The sequence below is a fragment of the Pseudomonas sp. GM21 genome, assembly GCF_000282215.1.
Taxonomy (GTDB): Bacteria; Pseudomonadota; Gammaproteobacteria; order Pseudomonadales; family Pseudomonadaceae; genus Aquipseudomonas.
Window position 1 is genome coordinate 24,989 of sequence record NZ_AKJS01000018.1, and the last position, 20,931, is coordinate 45,919.

Annotated in this window: 16 protein-coding genes; 8 read left to right on the forward strand and 8 right to left on the reverse strand. The window is 58.1% G+C overall.

Features of this window, described 5'->3' with window-relative positions:
• Positions 1 to 41 precede the first annotated feature (41 nt).
• From PMI22_RS24635 to uvrD, 3 genes are all read right to left on the reverse strand, one after another.
• On the reverse strand, positions 42 to 449 hold the full coding sequence (locus PMI22_RS24635; protein ID WP_007943369.1) for an SMI1/KNR4 family protein: 408 nt from the start codon (positions 447 to 449) through the stop codon (positions 42 to 44).
• A gap of 139 nt (positions 450 to 588) precedes the next feature.
• On the reverse strand, positions 589 to 1,464 hold the full coding sequence (locus tag PMI22_RS24630; protein ID WP_007943370.1) for a Tim44 domain-containing protein: 876 nt from the start codon (positions 1,462 to 1,464) through the stop codon (positions 589 to 591).
• 312 nt (positions 1,465 to 1,776) lie between these two features.
• A complete protein-coding gene (gene uvrD / locus PMI22_RS24625) occupies positions 1,777 to 3,960 on the reverse strand; it encodes a DNA helicase II (protein WP_007943371.1) in 2,184 nt (727 codons plus the stop codon).
• Positions 3,961 to 4,218: 258 nt separating this feature from the next.
• Here uvrD and PMI22_RS24620 point away from each other — a divergent pair, with 258 nt between their 5' ends.
• From PMI22_RS24620 to PMI22_RS30275, 3 genes are all read left to right on the forward strand, one after another.
• Positions 4,219 to 7,089 (forward strand): EAL domain-containing protein, encoded by a 2,871-nt coding sequence (locus PMI22_RS24620; protein WP_007943373.1) that lies wholly within the window; start codon positions 4,219 to 4,221, stop codon positions 7,087 to 7,089.
• Between the two features lie 135 nt (positions 7,090 to 7,224).
• A complete protein-coding gene (hexR, locus tag PMI22_RS24615; protein WP_007943374.1) occupies positions 7,225 to 8,091 on the forward strand; it encodes a transcriptional regulator HexR in 867 nt (288 codons plus the stop codon).
• 253 nt (positions 8,092 to 8,344) lie between these two features.
• Entirely contained in the window at positions 8,345 to 8,554 is a 210-nt protein-coding gene (locus tag PMI22_RS30275; protein ID WP_007943375.1) for a PA3496 family putative envelope integrity protein, read from the forward strand.
• On the opposite strand, the gene PMI22_RS24610 is transcribed toward PMI22_RS30275, so the two are convergent.
• Positions 8,496 to 9,458 carry a LysR family transcriptional regulator gene (locus tag PMI22_RS24610; RefSeq protein WP_007943376.1) on the reverse strand — a complete coding sequence of 321 codons (963 nt, stop codon included), beginning with the start codon at positions 9,456 to 9,458 and terminating at the stop codon, positions 8,496 to 8,498. The genes PMI22_RS30275 and PMI22_RS24610 overlap by 59 nt on opposite strands.
• Before the next feature lie 191 nt (positions 9,459 to 9,649).
• On the opposite strand from PMI22_RS24610, the gene PMI22_RS24605 reads away from it, so the two are divergent.
• Entirely contained in the window at positions 9,650 to 11,065 is a 1,416-nt protein-coding gene (locus PMI22_RS24605) for an acetyl-CoA carboxylase biotin carboxylase subunit (RefSeq protein ID WP_007943377.1), read from the forward strand.
• Between the two features lie 11 nt (positions 11,066 to 11,076).
• Positions 11,077 to 12,885: a sodium-extruding oxaloacetate decarboxylase subunit alpha gene (gene oadA / locus PMI22_RS24600; RefSeq protein WP_007943378.1), complete on the forward strand. Its 1,809-nt coding sequence runs from the start codon at positions 11,077 to 11,079 to the stop codon at positions 12,883 to 12,885.
• Between the two features lie 76 nt (positions 12,886 to 12,961).
• On the opposite strand, the gene PMI22_RS31865 is transcribed toward oadA, so the two are convergent.
• Positions 12,962 to 15,439 carry an autotransporter outer membrane beta-barrel domain-containing protein gene (locus tag PMI22_RS31865; protein WP_007943379.1) on the reverse strand — a complete coding sequence of 826 codons (2,478 nt, stop codon included), beginning with the start codon at positions 15,437 to 15,439 and terminating at the stop codon, positions 12,962 to 12,964.
• Between the two features lie 398 nt (positions 15,440 to 15,837).
• Between PMI22_RS31865 and PMI22_RS24590 the strand changes: the two genes are divergently transcribed.
• Positions 15,838 to 17,190, forward strand: a complete 1,353-nt coding sequence (locus PMI22_RS24590) for a HipA domain-containing protein (RefSeq protein ID WP_033048824.1) — start codon at positions 15,838 to 15,840, stop codon at positions 17,188 to 17,190.
• A complete protein-coding gene (locus PMI22_RS24585) occupies positions 17,187 to 17,465 on the forward strand; it encodes a helix-turn-helix domain-containing protein (RefSeq protein WP_007943383.1) in 279 nt (92 codons plus the stop codon). Before PMI22_RS24590 ends, PMI22_RS24585 begins: the two co-directional genes overlap by 4 nt.
• 58 nt (positions 17,466 to 17,523) lie before the next feature.
• Here PMI22_RS24585 and PMI22_RS24580 read toward each other — a convergent pair whose 3' ends face one another.
• Genes PMI22_RS24580 through PMI22_RS24570 form a run of 3 tightly spaced genes read right to left on the reverse strand, consistent with a single transcriptional unit; the run spans position 17,524 to position 19,292 of the window.
• Complete coding sequence (locus PMI22_RS24580; protein ID WP_007943384.1) at positions 17,524 to 18,195, reverse strand: GNAT family N-acetyltransferase; 672 nt, start codon at positions 18,193 to 18,195, stop codon at positions 17,524 to 17,526.
• A gap of 17 nt (positions 18,196 to 18,212) precedes the next feature.
• Positions 18,213 to 18,659 (reverse strand): GNAT family N-acetyltransferase, encoded by a 447-nt coding sequence (locus PMI22_RS24575; protein WP_007943385.1) that lies wholly within the window; start codon positions 18,657 to 18,659, stop codon positions 18,213 to 18,215.
• Between the two features lie 9 nt (positions 18,660 to 18,668).
• Entirely contained in the window at positions 18,669 to 19,292 is a 624-nt protein-coding gene (locus PMI22_RS24570) for an FMN-binding negative transcriptional regulator (protein ID WP_007943386.1), read from the reverse strand.
• A gap of 90 nt (positions 19,293 to 19,382) precedes the next feature.
• Here PMI22_RS24570 and pdxR point away from each other — a divergent pair, with 90 nt between their 5' ends.
• Positions 19,383 to 20,930, forward strand: coding sequence for a MocR-like pyridoxine biosynthesis transcription factor PdxR (pdxR, locus tag PMI22_RS24565; protein WP_007943387.1), 1,548 nt, complete (start codon positions 19,383 to 19,385; stop codon positions 20,928 to 20,930).
• Position 20,931 lies beyond the last annotated feature (1 nt).

Sequence of the window (20,931 nt, forward strand, 5' to 3'; positions counted from 1 at the left end):
TAGCAGCTGGCACAGCCTGCTGCTACAACCGTCCAGGCGTCTCAGCTTTCCAGCCAAACGTCCCGCGCCCAGTGCCACACCGATTCCCAGGTTTCTTCGGCGATCAGTTCTTCTTCGGCTTGCCACAGCACCACGGTGCCGTCTTCTTCGACGAGGTAGTAGTCATCACCGTCCTGGCAAATCGGGATCATGCTGCGATCGACGCCGGCGTCCCAGGCGTTGGCGGCAACGTCAGGCAAGTAGGTGTGGGATTGCGGGTCGGTGACGGTCACCGGCTCCAGGCTGCCGTAGACCACGTCGCTGACGGTCAGCAAAAATTCTCTGAAGACGAACGGAATGTCGATGAACAGTTGCTCTTCGATTTCCACGATCTGATCTTCATCAGGCAGTTCCAAGGGGACCGGTACCGGTTCGTTGGCTTCACGCAGTTGTTCAATGATTTCTTCCACGTCCGGGATCCTCTTGCTTGATGGCGCGGTTTAGTTGGGGCGGTTTATACAGTAGCTCGCTATAGATGCAACCGCGAAATAGAAAACCCCAGCCGAGGCTGGGGTTTTTTTTACTACAGCATGCTTAACGCAAGAGGGATCAGCCGTTCTGGCGGATACCGGCCACCAGCCAAGGCTGGTTTTCGCCCTGTGGACGTTCCATGTTCCAGCTTTCGCTGAACACTTCGCCCTGGTCGAAACGGGAGGACTTCGACACACCGCTGAAGGTCAGGGTGGCGATGGTCTTGTCGGCACGATCATCTACGCCGTCCAGTTGGACATTGAGGTTATCAATGTAGGTGGACTGGAAGCCGTCGCCCAGGTCAGCGCGTTCGCGCTTGAGGAACTCGAGAAGCTGCGGGGTCACGAACTCCGCGATCTTGTCCATTTCGTTAGCGTCCCAGTGTTGCTGCAGAGACTGGAAGTGGTTGCGGGCCGCTTCAATGAAGTTCTTTTCATTGAACCAGGCCGGGGCATTGATTACCGGACGAGCGGCAACCGGCGCAGCCGAACCGCCGAAGATCGAACCGCCCGCAGGCTGGTTCTGGAACACTTCACGCTGCATCGGCGCGTGGCCAGCCGGAGCCAAATGCTCCTGCTGCTTGCGACGACGGGCGGCGATGAAGCGGAAGACCAGGAAAGCAATGACCGCCATGATCAGGATGTCGAAGATCTGCATACCCTGGAAACCATCGCCCATGAACATGGAGGCCAGCAGGCCACCGGCAGCGATACCGGCCAGAGGGCCGAGCCAGCGCGAAGCACCGCCAGCCTTGGCTGCGGCGCCAGCAGCACCGGCCGCGCCTGCAGTGGCAGCAGCGCCACCGGCAGCAGAAGAAGGAGCCATTTGGCTGGTCTGGTGAGTCGGCGCAGCGCCGGAGCTCTTGCCGCCACCAAAGCGCTTGGCGGCATTGGCGTCGAGACTCATCGTCAGGCCAATGCACAACGCCATGGCGATGCTAAGAAAACGTTTCATAAGGGTAATCCCATTTTGTGGATGCACGCGCGCCATGTTGCACAGCTGAAGTGTTACTGGCTAGCGGCAGAGTGTTTCGGGCTTTTGCCTGACAGGTTGCGTTCAGCTTCAGTCAGCGCAATAAGGCCTGTTAACTTTGGTCTGTAGGACGAGTGGATAAGTTCTGTAGGAAGGGCGCCCAGGGGAACTTCGCGATCAAACTGTGGGAGCGAGCCTGCTCGCGATAGACGCAACGCGGAGTAACAGAAACACCGCGTCATCGTTCATCGCGAGCAGGCTCGCTCCCACAGAAATGCTCCCTGAAGGTCGCCTTTAGATCGCTTCGAGCTTCGCGTAACCGAGCATCAGCCACTTGCTGCCTTCGCTGAAGTTCACCTGCACTCGCGCCTGAGCACCCGCGCCTTCGAAATTCAGGATCACGCCGTCGCCGAACACTGAATGCCGCACGGTCTGGCCGAGGCTGAACCCGGTGTCCGGGATCTCGCTGCCGCCGAACAGGCTACTGGAGCTCTGTTGCTGACCGCCACCGAATGGACGGCTGACGCTGTTGGACAGTCGCACTTCCTGAATCAGGCCTTTCGGCACTTCCCGTACGAAACGCGACACTTTGTTGTAGGTTTCGCTGCCGTACAGGCGTCGTGTCTCAGCGTAGGTCATCACCAGATTGTGCATGGCACGGGTAATGCCGACGTAGGCCAGGCGGCGTTCTTCCTCAAGACGGCCAGGCTCTTCCAGGCTCATCTTGTGCGGGAACAGACCTTCTTCCATGCCCACCAGGAACACGTAAGGGAATTCCAGGCCCTTGGCGCTGTGCAAGGTCATCAGCTGAATGCTGTCTTCGTGCTCCTCGGCCTGAGTATCGCCGGCTTCCAGCGATGCATGGCCAAGGAACGCCGCCAGCGGCGTCAGGTCTTCATCTTCTTCAGCGTTTTCGAAGTTGCGCGCGGCGCTGACCAGTTCCTCAAGGTTTTCTACCCGAGCCTGGCCTTTTTCGCCTTTTTCCGCCTGGTGATAGGCAATCAGCCCTGATTGCTCGATGACCGTCTGGGTCATCAGGTGCAGGGGCATTTCCATGCACTTGGCGGCAAGATTCTCGATCAGCTCGATAAAGGCGCCGAGCGCGCCAGCAGCGCGACCGGTCAGGCCTTTATTAGCCACCAGCAGACGCATGGCTTCCCACATCGACACATCGCTGTGACGCGCGTGGTCGCGAATGGCTTCGACGGTTTTCTCACCAATGCCACGGGCTGGGACGTTGATCACCCGCTCCAGCGCCGCATCGTTGCCACGGCCCTCCAGCAGACGCAGATAAGCCATGGCGTTCTTGATTTCTGCACGCTCGAAGAAGCGCTGGCCGCCATAGATGCGGTACGGAATACGCTCGCGTAGCAAAGCTTCTTCCAAAACGCGCGATTGGGCGTTGGATCGGTACAAAATCGCGATATCGCTGCGGGCCAAGCCGGTTTTCAGCGCGCTTTCGATGGTTTCCACCACGTAGCGTGCTTCATCGTGTTCGTTGAATGCGGCGTACAGGTTGATCGCTTCGCCTTCGCCGCCATCGGTCCACAGTTCTTTGCCCATGCGTCCGGTATTGTTGGCGATCAGGGCGTTGGCGGCCTTGAGAATCCCGGCCGTGGAGCGGTAGTTCTGCTCCAGACGAATAGTCTCGGCATCCGGGAAGTCGTCGGAGTACTGATAGATGTTCTCGATTTTCGCGCCACGCCAGCCGTAGATCGACTGATCATCGTCGCCCACCACCATCAGGCTGTCTCCGCCCTTGGCCAGCAGACGCAACCAGGCGTACTGCACGGCGTTGGTGTCCTGGAACTCGTCGACCAGAATGTGGCGGAAGCGTTTTTGGTAATGGGCCAGCAAGCCCGGATGATCGCGCCACAAATCGAGGGCACGCAGCAGCAATTCGGAGAAGTCGATCACGCCAGCGCGCAGGCATGCGGCCTCGTAGGCCTCATAAATGCTGCGCATGGTCGCCAGGAACAGGTCGCCACTGGCTTGAATATGTTGCGGGCGCAGACCTTCGTCTTTTTGCCCGTTGATGAACCACTGGGCCTGCCGTGCCGGCCAGCGCTGCTCGTCCAGTCCCAGCTCGCGGATCACCCGCTTGACCAGCCGTTGCTGATCATCGCTGTCGAGAATCTGAAAAGTCTGGCTCAGCCCCGCTTCCTGCCAGTGCGCCCGCAGCAAGCGGTGCGCCAGGCCGTGGAAGGTGCCGACCCACATGCCGGCCGGGTTGAGACCCATCAGCTGCTCGATGCGCTGACGCATCTCGGCCGCAGCCTTGTTGGTGAAGGTCACCGACAGGATGGAGTGGGGCGAGGCGTTTTCGACCTGGATCAACCAGGCGATACGGTGCACCAGCACTCGGGTTTTACCGGAACCAGCACCGGCCAGGACCAACTGACGACCCACGCGGGCGGCTACGGCCTGGCGTTGGGCATCGTTGAGTGAGTTCAGCAGAAGGGAGAGATCATCGCGCATCGGGGCATTCTAGGGTGCGCCGACACACCGGGCAAACCGAGCTTTGCATTAGCCGATGAAAGATCCACGAAGGACGACCGGTCAGTCACTGGCCGCAGGCGTTGGCGGGCCGCGCTCCCACGGTTTTGGAGGGGCGGGAGCGGCCTGAAATATTGTCGAATTTATGATCCGGGGCAGTTTGGTAAGGGCATTGGCTTGTGTATGCTCCGTCGACGTTTCGGGCTCATGCTCATCATTATAAGAACAAGAACATTGCCTATGACCCTCAGCACCGACCTGTCGGGCCCCACTGTGGAGCCTCGGGTTATCCGCAAACAGTACGCCATGGAAATGGCGGTAGAACGCACGCGCCTGCTTTATCAGGGCTCGCTGCTGCCCACGTTATTCATGTTGATCAATGGCCTGGTCTGCGCCCGTTTGCTCTGGAATCCGCAGCGCCATTTCCTGGTCAGCGTCTGGCTGGTGTGGCTGTTGTCGCTGGTGGCGTTACGGGTTATTCAAGTCGCGGCCTTTGATTCGGCGATTCCTGACCGACAGGCGCATCCAATCTGGCGCCGTATGTTTTTGCTGGGCTCCGGCCTCACCGGCCTGACGCTGGCCGGCGCCGGTATTGCGTTGGTGCCCGCCGACAATTTCATTCAGCAAGCGTGGGTGTTCGGCCTGATTGGCGCCGCCGCTCTTTCCGCCAGCGTTGCGTATGCGGTCAGCCTGCCAGCGTTTCTGTCCTTTACCTTGCCCTGCCTGTTGCCGGCCATCCTCTATTTATTCTGGGGCGGCGACGCACAGGGTCAAGGCTGGGGTTGGTTCGGATTGATTTTGTTGGGCGCACTGAGTGTGATTGCCTGGCAGATCAACCGCCTGATCGACCGCGGTTTGTTGCGCCGCTTCCAGAATCAGGCATTGATCGAGCACTTGCAGCAATCGCAAAACCGTAGCGATCAACTCAACCACGAACTGGCCCAGGAAATCGACCAGCGTCGCTGCGCCGAAGACCTACTGCGTGAAGCCCAGGTCGAACTGGAAAACCGTGTTGCGCAACGCAGCCTGGAGCTGGACGCCGCGAACCAGGCCCTGAGCAAAAGTGAAGCGCGGCTGGCGTTGGCGTTGAATGCCAGCGAACTCGGGCTTTGGGACTGGAATCTGCAAACCGATGAAGTCCATCACACGCAGATCCAGGAATTGTTCGGCCTGGCGCCGGAGTACGTGACGGCCATGCTTCGTCACCTCAAGCCGCGTCTGCACCCGGAAGACGTGCCGGTGCTGAAGATAGCACTGGTCGAGCATTTGAAAGGCCGCAGCGAGGACTACCAGGTCGAGTACCGCGTGCGGCATGGCGACGGCCACTGGGTCTGGATCGAGGATCGTGGTCGGGCCGTTGAGCACAGCAAAAATGGTCGGGTGATCCGCATGGTCGGCACCCGTCGTGACATCAGCGCAACCAAGCGACAGGAAGAACAACGCCAACTGGCGGCGACCGTCTTTGAAGCCGCCAGCGAAGGCATCGTAATTTTCGACCCCGATTACGCCTTGATGGCGGTCAATCAGGCCTTCAGCCGAGTCACCGGCTATGACATCGACGACATGCTTGGCCGTAATGTCGTCGAGTTACCGTGCAGTCGCGATGCGCGTCGACACTACGGTGCAATCCATCAGGCGCTGGAGCAGCACGGGACCTGGCAGGGCGAGTTGGTGGAAACCCGTAAAAACGGTGAGCTCTATCCACAATGGCTGCAGTTGAATGCAGTGCGCGATACGAGGGGGAACGTCAGTCATATTGTCGGCTTCTTCGCGGATTTGTCGGCCCGTCGCGAATCCGAAGAGCGCATGCGTTATCTGACCCACTACGACGAACTGACAGGCCTGGCGAACCGCTCCTTGTTCCGTGAACGGCTACGCGAAGCCCATCAGCGGGTGCGTCAGGGCGGGCGTAGCCTGGCATTGCTGCACATCAATCTGGACCGCTTCAAATTACTCAATGACAGCCTGGGTCATGACGTGGCCGACCAACTGTTGCAGAAAATGTCCCGGCGCCTGGTCAACGCGCTGCCAGAGGCCGATACGATCGCAAGGCTGTCCGGGGATGAATTTGCGGTGCTGTTCGATGCCTATGGCAACCTGTCGAGCCTGGCGCGCGTGGCGACGCGGTTGTCGAGCAAGCTGCGTTTGCCGGTCACTGTTGATGGACATGAACTGGTGGTCAGTGCGTCCATGGGCATCAGCATGTTGCCGGACAACGCGCGGGAAATTACCGCGTTGGTCAGCCAGTCGAACATAGCCATGCAACACGCCAAACACTTGGGTGGCGATAACTTCCAGTTTTATACCGAAAGCCTGCAAGCCAGCACCCTTGAGCGTTTACAGCTGGAAAACCAGCTGCGTAAAGCCATAGAAGAACACCAGCTGACAGTCTTTTACCAACCCAAACTCTGTCTCGCCACAGGCCGGTTGAATGCCGCCGAAGCGCTGGTGCGCTGGGATCATCCGACCATGGGCCGGGTGCCGCCGGGAGACTTTATCGGTCTGGCCGAGGAAACCGGCCTGATCGGCCCGATCGGCGAATTTGTATTGCGTCAGGCCTGTTGGCAGGCCTGCGAGTGGCAGCGGCAGGGGCTTGAACCGATTCGGGTGTCGGTCAACCTGTCGGTGCATCAATTGCGCCAAGGCAAGCTGGTCAGCCTGGTGCGCCAGGTACTGGAAGAAACCGGCCTGGCGCCGCACTACCTGGAGCTGGAACTCACCGAAAGCCAGTTGCTGGACAGTGTCGAGCACATCATCGCGACCTTCCAGCAGCTGCGAGATCTCGGCGTGAAACTGGCGATCGATGATTTCGGCACTGGGTATTCGTCCCTGAGCTACCTCAAACGTATCCCGGTGGACTACGTGAAGATCGATCAGACATTTATTCGTGGTCTGGGGGAGGGCAGCGAGGATGCGGCGATTACCCGGGCGATTATTGCGATGGCCCATGGTTTGTCGTTGAAGGTGGTAGCCGAAGGGGTGGAGCGGCAGGAGCAGCTGGCGTTTTTGAAAGTCGAACGCTGCGATGAAGTGCAGGGCTATTTGATCAGTCGTCCGGTCGAAGCCAGCGATCTGGCGGAGCTGTTACGTAAGGACGCAAACCCCTTATAAGTGCTACATGGAGCGCATGCGGCGTGAAATGGGGACATCGAGTTACGCATTGAGCAGGCAAAAAGCGAATTCTTGTAGTATAACTACAAGCTTGCTACATCCCCGGCTACTGCCAATAACAAAGAGTCCAGCCCTTTGAATCTGCTGCAACACATCGCCCAGTCACGCCACCTCTTACGCAAGTCGGAGCTCAAGGTCGCCGACCACGTGCTGCTTGACCCGGCGGCGGTGATGCACAGCTCCATGGCCGACCTGGCCCACAGCGTCGGCATCAGCGAGCCGACCATCGTGCGCTTTTGCCGCGCCATTGGTTGCTCCGGTTTTCAGGATTTGAAACTCAAGCTGGCGCAGAGCCTGGCGGCTGGTGCGAGCTTTGGCCAGTTTGCGATCCATGAAGACGACTCCGTTGCCGATTACAGCCTGAAAATTTTCGACACCACCCTGCATACCTTGATGGAAGTTCGAGAGAAGCTCGATCCGATTGAGTTGCAGCGGGCGGTTTCGCTCATGTCCCAGGCCCAGCGCGTCGAGTTCTATGGCTTTGGTGCATCGGGCGCCGTGGCCGCCGATGCCCAGCACAAATTCTTTCGTTTGCTGCTCACCGCGGCGGCGTACTCCGACCCGCACATGCAGGCGATGTCGGCAGTGACGTTGAAGCCGAGTGACGTGGCAATCTGTATTTCCCAGTCCGGGCGTTCCAAGGATCTGCTGATCACGGCCAACCTGGTGCGTGAAAGTGGTGCTTCGCTGATCACCTTGTGCCCGAGCCAGACGCCGCTGGCTGAGCTGTCGACCGTCAACCTGGCAATCGATGTGCATGAAGACACCGAAATCTACACCCCGCTGACCTCGCGAATCGCGCACCTGGTGGTGATCGACGTGCTGGCGATGGGCGTGGCCATGGCGCGCGGGCCGAGCCTGGTCAACCACCTCAAGAGCGTCAAACGCAGCCTTCGCAGCTTGCGACTGTCGCCCAAGTCGGTGAAAGCGCTGGACGACTAAAGTCTTCGTAAGGTCGTTCCGACCTTAATCGTCGGAACGCCGCCCGGACCAGGTTCGCTCCCACATTTGATCGACGGTGTTGCACAAATAGTGTGTGCACCAATGACCCCTGTGGGAGCGAGCCTGCTCGCGATGGCGTCTTCACATTCGCCACTTCTATGCCAGTGTTCACACCTCTGTAACCCACCCGCCGCCAAACCGTCATCCCTTGCGCCTATCTTGAAACTCCCGTAATCGCATTGGGAGACTCGAAATGGCCCAGCCCTACGAAGAACGCAACAGCGCCGCCAAAACCCGTCGTCAGCAAGAAGATCAGCGCCGCATGGAATTTCGCCGCGCCATCGAAGATCGTTGCGAACGCCGCCAACTGCTGGCAGAGATCGGTGATTTCCCTGATCTGGAGCTCAATTACTGGCACGCAGCGCCGGTAACTTCGCGTCGAAACGCTCAACCAGCGCGCTGATCTGCACCCGCTCGCTGCGGATAAACGCAAGGAATGCGTGGGCCACCGGTGACAGTCGCTTTGCTTTGGCCTGCACCAGGCACCAACTGCGGTACAGCGGCAGCTCTTCGACCGGCAACTCGATCAAACCGCCGGTCGCCAGCTCGAGGTTCAGGGCGTGGCGCGTCAACAGCGCTACGCCCAGACCCGCCAACACACATTCACGTTGAGCTTCGGCTGACGAGACCTCCTGGGTCTGGTTGAAGTGCACACGCTTTTCCTTGAAATATTCATCGCACGCCATTCGCGTCCCGGAACCCGGCTCGCGCAGCAGAAGGGTGTAGGGCTCAAGGTCCTGCAAGCGCAGAGGTCCCATGTGGCACAACGGATGATCCGGTGGCGCCACCGCGACAATCGGGTTATTGAGGAAGGGCAGGAACTCCAGCCCCATGTCCTGCGGCACCATCGACATGATCACCAGGTCATCGCGGTTGTCTGACAGGCGTCGAATTACTTGCCCCCGATTGACGACGGTCAGTTGCAGGTTAACTTCGGGGTGCTGGCGTTTGAAGGCGGCAAACAGGTGCGGGACGAAATACTTGGCGCTGGATTCCACCGCCAGTTTCAGCTGTCCTTGCAGCGATCCCTGCATGTCCGAAAGCTGCATATCGAGGTTTTCCAGGCGGCCGAAAATATCCCGACTGGCTCTTTGGAGTGCTTCGGCAGCTTCTGTCATGTAGAGTTTTTTGCCGACATAATCGAACAAGGGTTGGCCAACCAGCTCCTCGAGTTGACGAATCTGTAAGCTGACGGCTGGTTGTGTGAGTGACATTTCGTCGGCTGCTCGGCTGTAGGATCTTAAATCACACACTTCATTGAAAATCTGCAATTGACGCAATGTCATACGCATCAATGACTTACGCATATTGTGTCGCTCCCGCCGCTGTCTGATTCATCAACTATAAGTCTTTACTTATGCCTGACCCAATTATTATTCATTTTTGTTAATCCCTTGTGGGGGCTAGTGTGGCACTGCGACTGAATTGAAACATTTGGTCACGCGTCGACCTGGTCTAGCAGGTCGTGGGTACCACCGGCTCAAGGGAACCTCCAAAAGTGATAAAAAAGATCCTGATCGCCAACCGTGGTGAGATTGCCGTACGAATCGTACGTGCCTGCGCCGAGATGGGCATTCGCTCGGTCGCGATCTATTCCGACGCTGACCGTCATGCGCTGCATGTGAAGCGTGCGGACGAGGCCCACAGCATTGGTGCCGAGCCACTGGCCGGCTACCTGAACCCGCGCAAGCTGGTGAACCTGGCGGTGGAAACCGGTTGCGATGCGTTGCACCCGGGGTACGGCTTCCTTTCGGAAAACGCCGAGCTGGCAGACATCTGCGCTGAACGCGGCATCAAATTCATTGGTCCATCGGCTGAAGTCATTCGCCGCATGGGCGACAAGACCGAAGCGCGCCGCAGCATGATCAAGGCCGGCGTGCCGGTGACTCCGGGTACTGAAGGCAACGTCGCGGGCATCGAAGAAGCCCTGATCGAAGGCGACCGCATTGGTTACCCGGTCATGCTCAAGGCCACTTCCGGTGGTGGCGGTCGCGGTATCCGTCGTTGCAACAGCCGCGAAGAACTCGAACAAGCGTTCCCACGCGTGATCTCTGAAGCCACCAAGGCTTTCGGTTCGGCGGAAGTGTTCCTGGAAAAATGCATCGTCAATCCAAAGCACATCGAAGCGCAGATTCTCGGCGACAGCTTCGGCAACGTGGTGCACCTGTTCGAGCGTGATTGCTCGATCCAGCGTCGCAACCAGAAACTGATCGAAATCGCCCCGAGCCCGCAACTGACCCCGGAACAGCGCGCCTACATCGGCGACCTGTCGGTGCGTGCAGCCAAGGCCGTCGGTTACGAGAACGCCGGTACCGTGGAGTTCCTGCTCGCCGAGGGCGAGGTGTACTTCATGGAGATGAACACCCGGGTGCAGGTGGAACACACCATCACCGAAGAAATCACCGGCATCGACATCGTGCGTGAGCAGATCCGCATCGCGTCAGGCCTGCCACTTTCGGTGAAACAGGAAGACATCCAGCACCGCGGTTTCGCGCTGCAGTTCCGGATCAACGCCGAAGACCCGAAAAACAACTTCCTGCCGAGCTTCGGCAAGATCACCCGTTACTACGCGCCCGGCGGTCCCGGTGTGCGGACGGACACGGCGATCTACACCGGTTACACCATTCCACCGTTCTACGACTCCATGTGCCTTAAACTGGTGGTGTGGGCGCTGACCTGGGAAGAAGCGATGGACCGTGGCTTGCGTGCCCTCGACGACATGCGTCTGCAAGGGGTCAAGACCACTGCCGCGTACTACCAGGAAATCCTGCGTAACCCGGAATTCCGTAGCGGCCAGTTCAATACCAGCTTCGTTGAAAGCCACCCTGAACTGACCAACTACTCGATCAAGCGCAAACCCGAAGAGCTGGCCCTGGCCATCGCCGCCGCCATCGCCGCCCACGCAGGCCTGTGAGGAATATAACAATGAGCAAACAAATCCACGTTACCGACACAATCCTGCGCGACGCCCACCAATCGCTGCTCGCCACCCGCATGCGCACCGAAGACATGCTGCCGATCTGCGACAAGCTCGACAAAGTCGGCTACTGGTCGCTGGAGTGCTGGGGCGGCGCGACCTTCGACGCCTGCGTACGCTTCCTGAAAGAAGACCCGTGGGAGCGTCTGCGCCAGCTGCGTGCGGCACTGCCTAACACGCGTCTGCAAATGCTGCTGCGTGGACAGAACCTGCTGGGCTACCGCCATTACAGCGACGACGTGGTCAAGGCCTTCGTCGCCAAGGCCGCCGTCAACGGCATCGACGTGTTCCGTATCTTCGATGCGATGAACGACGTGCGCAACCTGCGCGTGGCCATCGAAGCTGTGAAAGCGGCGGGCAAACATGCCCAAGGCACCATCGCTTACACCACCAGCCCGGTGCACACCATCGAGGCCTTCGTGAACCAGGCCAAGCAAATGGAAGCCATGGGTTGCGACTCGGTGGCGATCAAGGACATGGCCGGTCTGCTGACGCCATACGCCACTGGCGAACTGGTCAAGGCATTGAAATCCGAGCAGTCGCTGCCCGTGTTCATCCACTCGCACGACACCGCTGGTCTGGCCGCGATGTGCCAAATGAAGGCCATCGAAAACGGTGCCGATCACATCGATACCGCGATCTCCAGCTTCGCCTGGGGCACCAGCCATCCTGGCACCGAGTCGATGGTCGCCGCCCTTAAAGGCAGCGAGTTCGACACCGGCCTGAACCTGGAGCTGCTGCAAGAGATCGGTCTGTACTTCTACGCCGTGCGCAAGAAGTACCACCAGTTCGAAAGCGAGTTCACCGCCGTCGACACCCGCGTTCAAGTCAACCAAGTACCAGGCGGGATGATCTCCAACCTGGCCAACCAGTTGAAAGAGCAGGGCGCCCTGAACCGCATGAGCGAAGTGCTGGCCGAAATCCCGCGCGTTCGCGAAGACCTCGGCTTCCCTCCGCTGGTAACGCCGACCTCGCAAATCGTCGGCACCCAGGCCTTCTTCAACGTGTTGGCTGGCGAGCGTTACAAGACCATCACCAACGAAGTGAAGCTTTATCTGCAAGGCGGCTACGGCAAGGCGCCGGGCACTGTGAATGAACAACTGCGTCGCCAAGCCATCGGCAGCGAAGAAGTGATCGACGTGCGTCCAGCCGATCTGCTCAAGCCGGAAATGACCAAGTTGCGTGCTGAAATTGGCGCCGTGGCCAAGTCCGAAGAAGACGTGCTGACCTATGCGATGTTCCCGGACATCGGCCGCAAGTTCCTCGAAGAACGCGCTGCCGGCACCCTGACTCCTGAAGTGCTGCTGCCGATTCCCGAGGCTGGCGGCGTGGCCTCGGCCGGTGGCGAAGGCGTGCCGACCGAGTTCGTCATCGACGTCCATGGTGAAACCTACCGCGTCGACATCACCGGTGTCGGCGTCAAGGCTGAAGGCAAGCGTCACTTCTACCTGTCCATCGACGGCATGCCGGAAGAAGTGGTGTTCGAACCGCTCAACGAATTCGTCAGCGGCGGCACCAGCAAGCGCAAGCAAGCCACTGCGCCGGGCCACGTCAGCACCACCATGCCGGGCAACATCGTCGATGTGCTGGTCAAGGAAGGCGACACCGTGAAAGCAGGGCAAGCCGTGCTGATCACCGAAGCGATGAAGATGGAAACCGAAGTCCAATCGGCCATCGCTGGCAAAGTTACCGCCATCCACGTAGCCAAGGGCGACCGGGTAAACCCGGGCGAAATCCTGATCGAGATCGAAGGCTGATTTAACAGCCTCGATACAACGCTTTAAACCTCGGGGGGGCATGTGCTCCCCTTTTTTTTCGCCCGGGATTTGAGGGTTAGAAGCTCATTCGCCACTGACCCGTGACACCATGGTTTCGGCTGTCGGTGCCGAATTCACTGTTAAGGCTCACGCCCAACGTCTGGTTGGCTGACAAGCCGAGATCCAGACCTGCATCGACCAACAGGCTGTCACGATCCAGTGGTGCACCGGAAACGGTGAAGTCTTTCCCGCCGGTGACCAGACGTTGGCGGGTATTGCTCTCGACGTCGCCGAAAGTGTGTTTCCAGCCGGCTGTGAATCTCGGTGTGAGTTGCATGCCGTTATCCAGCGTGTTGAGCTTCGCCAGTCGCAGGCCGATGGTGCTGTTGAGGTTGTTCTGGGATTGACTGTGGACTTTCAGCGCGGCGGCGCCCCCTTTCTCCGTATAGCTGTCCCGCTGATAGCGTTGGTAGCCAAGACCGGCGAACGGCTCAATGCTGACATTGGCGCGACCCAGGTTGTAGCCGGCCTCCGCGAAGGCCTGTTGAGTGTTGGCGTCGTAGCGGCCTTCAGGGCGATCACTGAAACCTTTGAAGGCAACCCGGCGTTTTGTATTCCCGTCGTGATTGCTGTAGGTCGCACCGAGGCGCAGCGACAAGGGACCGTCTTGGCGCAGGGCATAGGCGCCCACGTGCAAGCTGTCGAGATCGCCGTCGAGGCCGCGGCTGTCCAGTCGCGTTTCGGATTTGCCACCCAGCACACCGATTCGCCATTGCTCATCGACGCTCCAATCCGCGCCCAGTACCAGACCTTGTGTTGAGAATTTAAGGGCATCGTTATCGCGATCCAGTGTTCCACCGTGGCCTAGCGCCTGGAGCCAGACCCTGCCGTGGTCTTCACTGCCGGTGGCTACACGCGGTGCATTTCTCTGGTTGCCAAATACGGCTGCGCTGTCGCGTTGGCGCATGGCCGAGAGCATGGTGGCGCTAATAGGGCTGTCGCTGTTCAGCGTCGCCTTCGCGAGATTGGCGTTGTTGCCTGCGGCCAACTGTTCAAGTGCATGTGCCGCTGTAGCTTTGTCGCTACCCAGCAGAACCGCGACAGCGGTGTTGGTAGGGCTGGATGGCTTTGGGGCGGTGGTGACGGGCTGGGTAGCAGCGGGTGGAGTTGCCGCTGTAACGGGCTTGTCGGTGGTGAGTGGAGCTACGGCTGTCGGTGGTATTTCAGCGGTAGTCACTGGCGCAGAGGCGGGGGGGGACGTATCGGCGCTTACCGGTGTATTCAGTTCATCTGAAAGGGTTATTGCATTGTCAGATGGCGCCGGCGCTGACGGTATTTCCATCGGCTCCACGATGGTAGCGGCGAGTGGAGTTTGCGCTGTAACGGGCTGGTCGGTGGTCAATGGGATGACGGCTGACGCTGGAAGCTCAGGAGTATCTGTTCGCGCAGGGGCTGGGAGGGAAGTATCGGCGATTAAAGATGTATTCAGTACTTCCGAGATGGTTGATGCATTGTCAGAAGGTGTCAGTACTGGCGGTGTTTCCATCTGTTCCAGGATGCTCCGTGCGACTTCTCGTCCGTTATCGGAGTCTGCGACGCTCTCGATCGGCAAACCGTTTCGAGCGTAGGTAAGGCCCACAGTCTTCGCGCCGTAATGGGGCGTAGCGGTCATGAATGCCAGCTCGTTGACGATTTTGCCAAACTCACCCATCACCTTTTTTGCTTCGATAATCGTGTATTGACTGTTTTGCGGATGATCACCCGGTACCGCAACAATTTTCAGTGTGGCATCGCCAAGGCTGGCAGTGCCGTCGACTTTGATCGTCTCTCCATGGCCATCGGGGGAAACCTCGTAGGCCAGCACACCAGTGCTGGAAAGGTTCAAGTTGCCTTTGACCCTTGGGGCGCCTTGCAATCTATCAATGTTGAGCTGGCCCAAAACCTCCAGACCGCCAACAGTACCTTTGCCTGCAAACTGGCCGCCATTCTCAACCGTCACGACACCCTTTATCTCGTTATTGTTGAAGAGCTGCCCGGCCACACTGGCCTTGCCTTTGATTTTTCCGTTATTGATCAGAATGCCGTCATTGAACACCGCAACTTCGTCTTTGAAATCTCCTGTACTGGTTGCCGTCCAGATTCCTTGCGAAACGTACAGGCTGTCGACGTTACGGGTGTTCCCCAACTGACCGCCATCGGTACCGATGAGGTGGATAACGTTGCTTCCGTTACCGCCGTCGACGCGACCTTCGAAGCTGCCACCGTTTTTGACGATGATGAGGTCATCCCGGTCTTGCGGCTTCACCGACACACCCCGAAGTGCGGGTTGAGGCGAATCAATCTCAGACGTGAATGTGCTGGCCGCGTCGGTAAAGGCTTGAAGCCGGGTAAGCGGGTCCGTCGGTGTAGCCTCTGGAAGCTGGGTTACCTCAACGAAGCTCGTCGGCTCTGCTTGTTCTGGCAGTTGTTGAGCGTTTGTCAGCTCAATAAAACCCAGCGCAAGCGCAATGGCCAATGCCAGGTTTTGTGGGCGAAATGTGTGTTGAATAGACATCGGGTTCGACCTCATTTGAGTGGAGGTCAAACTCTAAATATCTGTCCTGGATGCCGATGTCAGGCGGTTCTGGAGGGTTTGCGGGCGGTGTTGGATTGCTCGATGCAGAAAATCTTCCACTGTTGGGGCGCAGTGATTTTTAACGCTTCGAGGCGACGAACTTTTCTTACAAAAAATCGAGCCGCGGCAAGTCGACGCGCAATAAAAACTCATCCGCTGCCGGCCCAAAACGCCTAGTGCGTGCTATCTGCATTATTTTGCGTTTTTCGGTCATTAATGACCGTTAATCTGCATTTTAATGCGTTTAATAAAGTGTCTAGGGGAAGCTGAATGCACTATATTGCATTCAATGCTTTAAAAAACCTTCATAAATGCATTTAGATGCAGGTGGGAACGGTGTGTACAACCTGACTTTACAGATCTACACCCAAGAAAAATGGCTCGACGCCATGGTCTTCAGCTTCGACAGCCCCGAAAAAGGTTTCGAAAGCCGATGCAACTTCGGCTACGAAACCCCGTATCTCGTCGAGAATATTGAAAATATCGGAACGCCCTTTGCCAAGGCAGTCAGTGCCAGGTTTCCTTTGGACTGGGAGGGTAAGCGATCCAACGCGCCACCATTTCTGTATGACATAGCGCCTGCCGGTGCAGCCAAAAGGTTTCTTCTGGCACGCATAGGTCATGACAGGCCTGCTGACGTCAGTACCGATCTTTATTTACTGGCCAAAAGTACACCGGCACCGATTGGCAATATGCGCATAAAGGAATCCGCCGAGGCAGTCGATCAGCGCGACCCCATAGGGTTTAAGCGTCAGGACGTGATTAGTCGTGATAACCGGTTTCTCGAATATGCCTACGAGCAGGGCGCCGCAATTGGTGGGGCAACGGGAGCAGGTGGTGAGGCGCCAAAACTTTTGTTGGCTCAGGGTAAGGATGGGGATTTTTATCCTGATGCGGTACTCGATGATGCAGAGGTTACTCAGCACTGGTTCGTTAAATTTTCTCGCAATAAAGGGACCCGCAACGATCAAGACATACTCAGAAGCGAATACCACTACTACAAGGCACTACAAGCACTAGGCATCGAAACGGTCGCAGAACAGGGCTTGGCCTTGGAAGAGGCGACCAAACCCAGCTTGTGGATGCAGCGTTTTGATCGGCAAGTGACCTCACGCGGTGTTGAGCGTTTTGCCGTGGAGTCGATCTACTCTCTGGCGCGAATAACCACGCAAGGTAGCTCGATGGATCACATGGAAGTTATCAGGCTGCTAGCAGGACTCTGGCGTGGTGCGGGGCAGGCGGACCAGATCCCGAGTCTTGTTGCTGACTATCTGCGTCGGGATCTGATCAATAAGATCCTCGGCAACTCAGATAACCATGGTCGCAACACCGCAATCATCCGCGATACAGCATCTTTTCGTCTGGCACCCATCTATGATTTGGCGCCTATGGTGATGGACGATGAAGGTGTGACGCGTACAACCAAATGGCCAAAAGACCTGGAACGAGCGGGTGATGTTGATTGGCGTGGGGTGTGTCGTGCCTTGGCCGATATTGCTGATCCGGACGATCCGCTGGCAGCGTTGAGTGAAGCGCAGGATTCCTTTGAGCGACTGCGGGAGGATGCGAAGCGTCTCATGGCCCTCCCCGATATTCTCGCTGCTAGCGGCTTGCCAGAGGTGACTATGAATCACCCGCAAATTGCATTGAAAAATCTGGAGCAGCGTTTGAAAGAGTGGGGCCTGAAATGAGCATGACTGTTGCTGAACGCACTGTGCTTATAGAAAGCATCCAGGAAGCGCTGGCTCAAGGTACTCTCGAAATAAGTGACGCAGTTCGTCGGTTACGAGTCGAGGTCACCGGTCTGCACCAGACCCAATTCGCAAAAATGTGCAAAATCTCGGTACGCACGCTGGTGCATATCGAACATGGAGAAGGGAATCAAACACTGAAATCGCTGAATGCAGTGTTCAGACCGTTTGGTCTGGAGATGGGCGTAGTACGGATTCGGCGCGACTTGAACTGACCCGACAGCAAAAAAATTGTGGCGAGGGAGTCCTCGCCACACGAAAAACCGTAGGCACTTACCCGCGACACTCCACCAACGTTTTCACTTGCCCCGATCCCGTCTGGTTCTCATCGCTCAACCACCGATCAAACCCCGCGCCAATTGCTGGCCATTCCGAGTCCAGCATCGAATACCACGCGGTGTCCCGGTTTTGTCCCTTGACCACCATGTGCTGGCGGAAAACCCCTTCAAAACTGAAGCCCAATCGCTCGGCCGCATATTTGGAGCGGGCGTTGCCGTTATTGCACTTCCACTCCAGGCGGCGATAACCCAGTGCAAACGACTCCTTGGCCAGCAGGTAAATCGCCTCGGTACTTTTCGGTGAACGCTGCATCGGTGCGCCGAAAGTGACATGGCCGATTTCGATGCGACCTTGCGCCGGTACGATCGACATCAGGCTGAGAATGCCTTGTACCTCACCGCTGGCACGGTCGATCACGCTGAAGAAATACGGGTCGCTGTTGGCCGCATGGTTGTTCAGCCAGTCGTTGAATGCACTGCGTTCCGGGAAAGGCCCATAAGGTAAATAATCCCAGAGCTTCGGATCGGCCCCAGGGCCTTGCAAGGCCTTGAACAAGCCCTCGGCATGACGCGCCGGGTCGAGTTTTTCCAGGCGAATGAAACGCCCTTCGATTGTTTGAACGGTGGGCGCCGGGACGCCTTTCCAATCCGCGAGTGAAGTCGACATGGTGTTCTCCTTGAACCTTAAAGGGCTTTGCGAAACTGAATGAAACCGGGGCGTTCGGCGATGCGCTCGTAGAGCTGGATCGCGGTGGCATTGGTTTCGTGGGTCAGCCAGTGGACCTTGCCGCAACCATCCGCTTTGGCGGTGGCGTAGACGAATTCGATGAGCTTGCGGCCGACGCCGGTGCCGCGAGTTTCTGGTGTCACCAGCAGGTCTTGAAGATAGCAGGAGTTTTCGATGCTCCAGTTCGAGCGGTGGTAGATGAAGTTCACCATGCCGACCGCTTTGCCATCGATCCACGCCAACGCCGAATGCGTCGTTTCAGTTGGATCGAGCATGCGCTGCCAAGTGCTGTCAGTGACGATGTCAGGTAACTCGGTGTTGTAGAAGCGCAGGTACGCTTGCCACAGCGGCAACCAGGCGGTGTGGTCATCGGCGCTGACCTGGCGAATTTCAATCTGACTCATGTTCATTCCTTAACGCATCAAGTGGGCGAGTGCCTGATCGTGCACATTGGGGCTGGCGGCGAGACCTTCACGCACACCGGCGATGTCTTCGGCGCTGCGGTTCTGACTGAGCTTGCGTTTGCCTTCCAGGCGCTGGATAGGCAAGGCAAACCCGACGATGGCCTTGAGCATGCCGTCGATGTAGTCGGCGGGAGCGTCGGCAACCTTCCACGGCTGGGCGCGGCCGGCTTCGTGGCGATCAGTCAACGCGCTGACCAGGTTGAGCAGCCGCTCGGCATCGGTGAATACGTCGGCGGTGCCATAGGCGTGTACCGCGACGTAGTTCCAGGTCGGCACGACTTTGCCCTGCTCGGCTTTGCTCGGATAAAACCCCGGGCTGACGTACGCATCGGCACCCGCAAATATCACCAGCGCTTCAGCGCCGTTCTGCAATTCCTTCCACTGAGCATTGGCTCGGGCGAAGTGGCCGTAGAGGGTGCCATTGGGACCTTCGTCAGGTTTGAACAACAGCGGCAGATGACTGGCTTGCAGGCCTTGCTCGCTGTGGGTCACTACCATGGCAAGGCGGGTACCGAGGATCTGCTGGCGCAGTTCATTCAAATCTTTGATGGCAAAGCTGCTGGGGTTGTACATGGAAATATCCCTTGGCGAATGCCTCCATCCTAGGCAGGCTATTGGTCTGTTGTAAGAGCCATTAATGACCAATTTCATAGGTCCATTGCCATGACCGATGTGCCGCTTTCCTTGTCGTTCAACCCTGCCGGTATCGAGCTTGATCGCCGTCAGGGCCTGAGTCGTCAGCTCTATCAAGCCTTGCGCTTGCGAGTGCTGGACGGGCGACTGGCCAGCGGCATGCGATTACCGGCCAGCCGGGATCTGGCGGAAGCACTGGCGATCTCTCGCAACAGCGTGGTGCGAGCCTACGATCAGCTCTATGCCGAAGGCTTTATCGAAGGGCGTGTGGGTGACGGGACATACGTTGCTCAATTGCCCAAAACCGCGATAGCCGCCAAAAAATTATCCACAAAAGTATCCACAGGGTTTTCAACAGGGTTATCCACAACCTTATCCACAAACTGGGCGGATTTACCTGTGTTTTCATCCAGTAAAGTTATCCACATCGGCGCATTGGGGCGCGTTGAAAAGAACCATTTGGCCTTGCCGCCGAGTGGCCCACCCCGAGCATTTCGAGTCGGCGTTCCGGCATTTGACCTGTTTCCTTTCGAGGTCTGGGCCAAGCTGAATGCGGCTTTCTGGCGTAAACCGGATTTGCAGCAGCTGTGCTACGGCGATCCGGCGGGTGACGAGCGTTTGCGCGGACTGATTGCCGCTTATTTGCGCAGTTCACGCGGCATGCAATGCACGGCTGAACAAATAGTGATCACCAGTGGTGCGCAGCAGGGAATTAGCCTTTGTGCACAGCTGCTGGTGGAGCCCGGTGACGGCGTGGCGATTGAAAATCCGGGGTATCGGGCGGCAGGGCATGCGTTTGCTGTGGCCGGTGCGCGATTGCACGGCGTGGCCGTGGACAGTGAAGGCATTAATTGCAGCGCATTGGGCGGGTTGAGTGATTGTCGGCTGGCGTATGTCACGCCCTCGCATCAATACCCGACCGGGGTGGTGATGAGCCTGGCGCGTCGTCTCGAATTGCTGGCGTGGGCTGAACGCACCCAAGGCTGGATCGTCGAGGACGATTACGATGGCGAGTACCGTTACAGCGGTGCACCGTTGGCGCCGCTGGCGGCACTTGATCGGCAGGGACGGGTTTTGTATGTCGGGACCTTTGGCAAAGTCGCGTTCCCAGCGCTGCGCCTGGGGTATTTGGTGTTGCCTGGGACACTGGTGCAGGCGTTCTCTCAACGGCGAGCGGTGGATGTGCGGCATTCCGAAGTGAGCACTCAAGCGGTGATGGCCGAGTTCATGGCCGCCGGGCATTTTCAAAGGCATATCCGCCGCATGCGTCGTGCCGCCCTGAGTCGGCGTAATACGTTGCTGGCAGGTTGGCCCAAGGACATTCCCGGTATCGGCAGTCTGCCGAGTGTCGCAGCAGGGTTGCATCTGACGGTGTCCGTCGACTCCCTGGCCCGTGAGTGCGAGCTGGTGGAAAAAGCCGCCAGTGTCGATGTCGAGATCAATGCACTTAGCAGCTATTGGTTGCCGGATTCACCAACATCAGTGGACCAGCGTGCCGGGCTGGTCCTTGGTTTTGCGGCGGTACCCGAGGCGGCGATCAGCGCTGCACTCGGGCGTCTGGAAAAAGTCTGGCGCTGAT

Bases quoted from the DNA above. Each gene is read 5' to 3' on its own strand.
- PMI22_RS24630 (WP_007943370.1), bottom strand. From the start codon at position 1,464: ATGAAACGTTTTCTTAGCATCGCCATGGCGTTGTGCATTGGCCTGACG.
- uvrD (WP_007943371.1), bottom strand. From the start codon at position 3,960: ATGCGCGATGATCTCTCCCTTCTGCTGAACTCACTCAACGATGCCCAA.
- PMI22_RS24620 (WP_007943373.1), top strand. From the start codon at position 4,219: ATGACCCTCAGCACCGACCTGTCGGGCCCCACTGTGGAGCCTCGGGTT.
- PMI22_RS30275 (WP_007943375.1), top strand. From the start codon at position 8,345: ATGGCCCAGCCCTACGAAGAACGCAACAGCGCCGCCAAAACCCGTCGT.
- PMI22_RS24610 (WP_007943376.1), bottom strand. From the start codon at position 9,458: ATGCGTAAGTCATTGATGCGTATGACATTGCGTCAATTGCAGATTTTC.
- oadA (WP_007943378.1), top strand. From the start codon at position 11,077: ATGAGCAAACAAATCCACGTTACCGACACAATCCTGCGCGACGCCCAC.
- PMI22_RS31865 (WP_007943379.1), bottom strand. From the start codon at position 15,439: ATGTCTATTCAACACACATTTCGCCCACAAAACCTGGCATTGGCCATT.
- PMI22_RS24585 (WP_007943383.1), top strand. From the start codon at position 17,187: ATGAGCATGACTGTTGCTGAACGCACTGTGCTTATAGAAAGCATCCAG.
- PMI22_RS24580 (WP_007943384.1), bottom strand. From the start codon at position 18,195: ATGTCGACTTCACTCGCGGATTGGAAAGGCGTCCCGGCGCCCACCGTT.
- PMI22_RS24575 (WP_007943385.1), bottom strand. From the start codon at position 18,659: ATGAGTCAGATTGAAATTCGCCAGGTCAGCGCCGATGACCACACCGCC.
- PMI22_RS24570 (WP_007943386.1), bottom strand. From the start codon at position 19,292: ATGTACAACCCCAGCAGCTTTGCCATCAAAGATTTGAATGAACTGCGC.
- pdxR (WP_007943387.1), top strand. From the start codon at position 19,383: ATGACCGATGTGCCGCTTTCCTTGTCGTTCAACCCTGCCGGTATCGAG.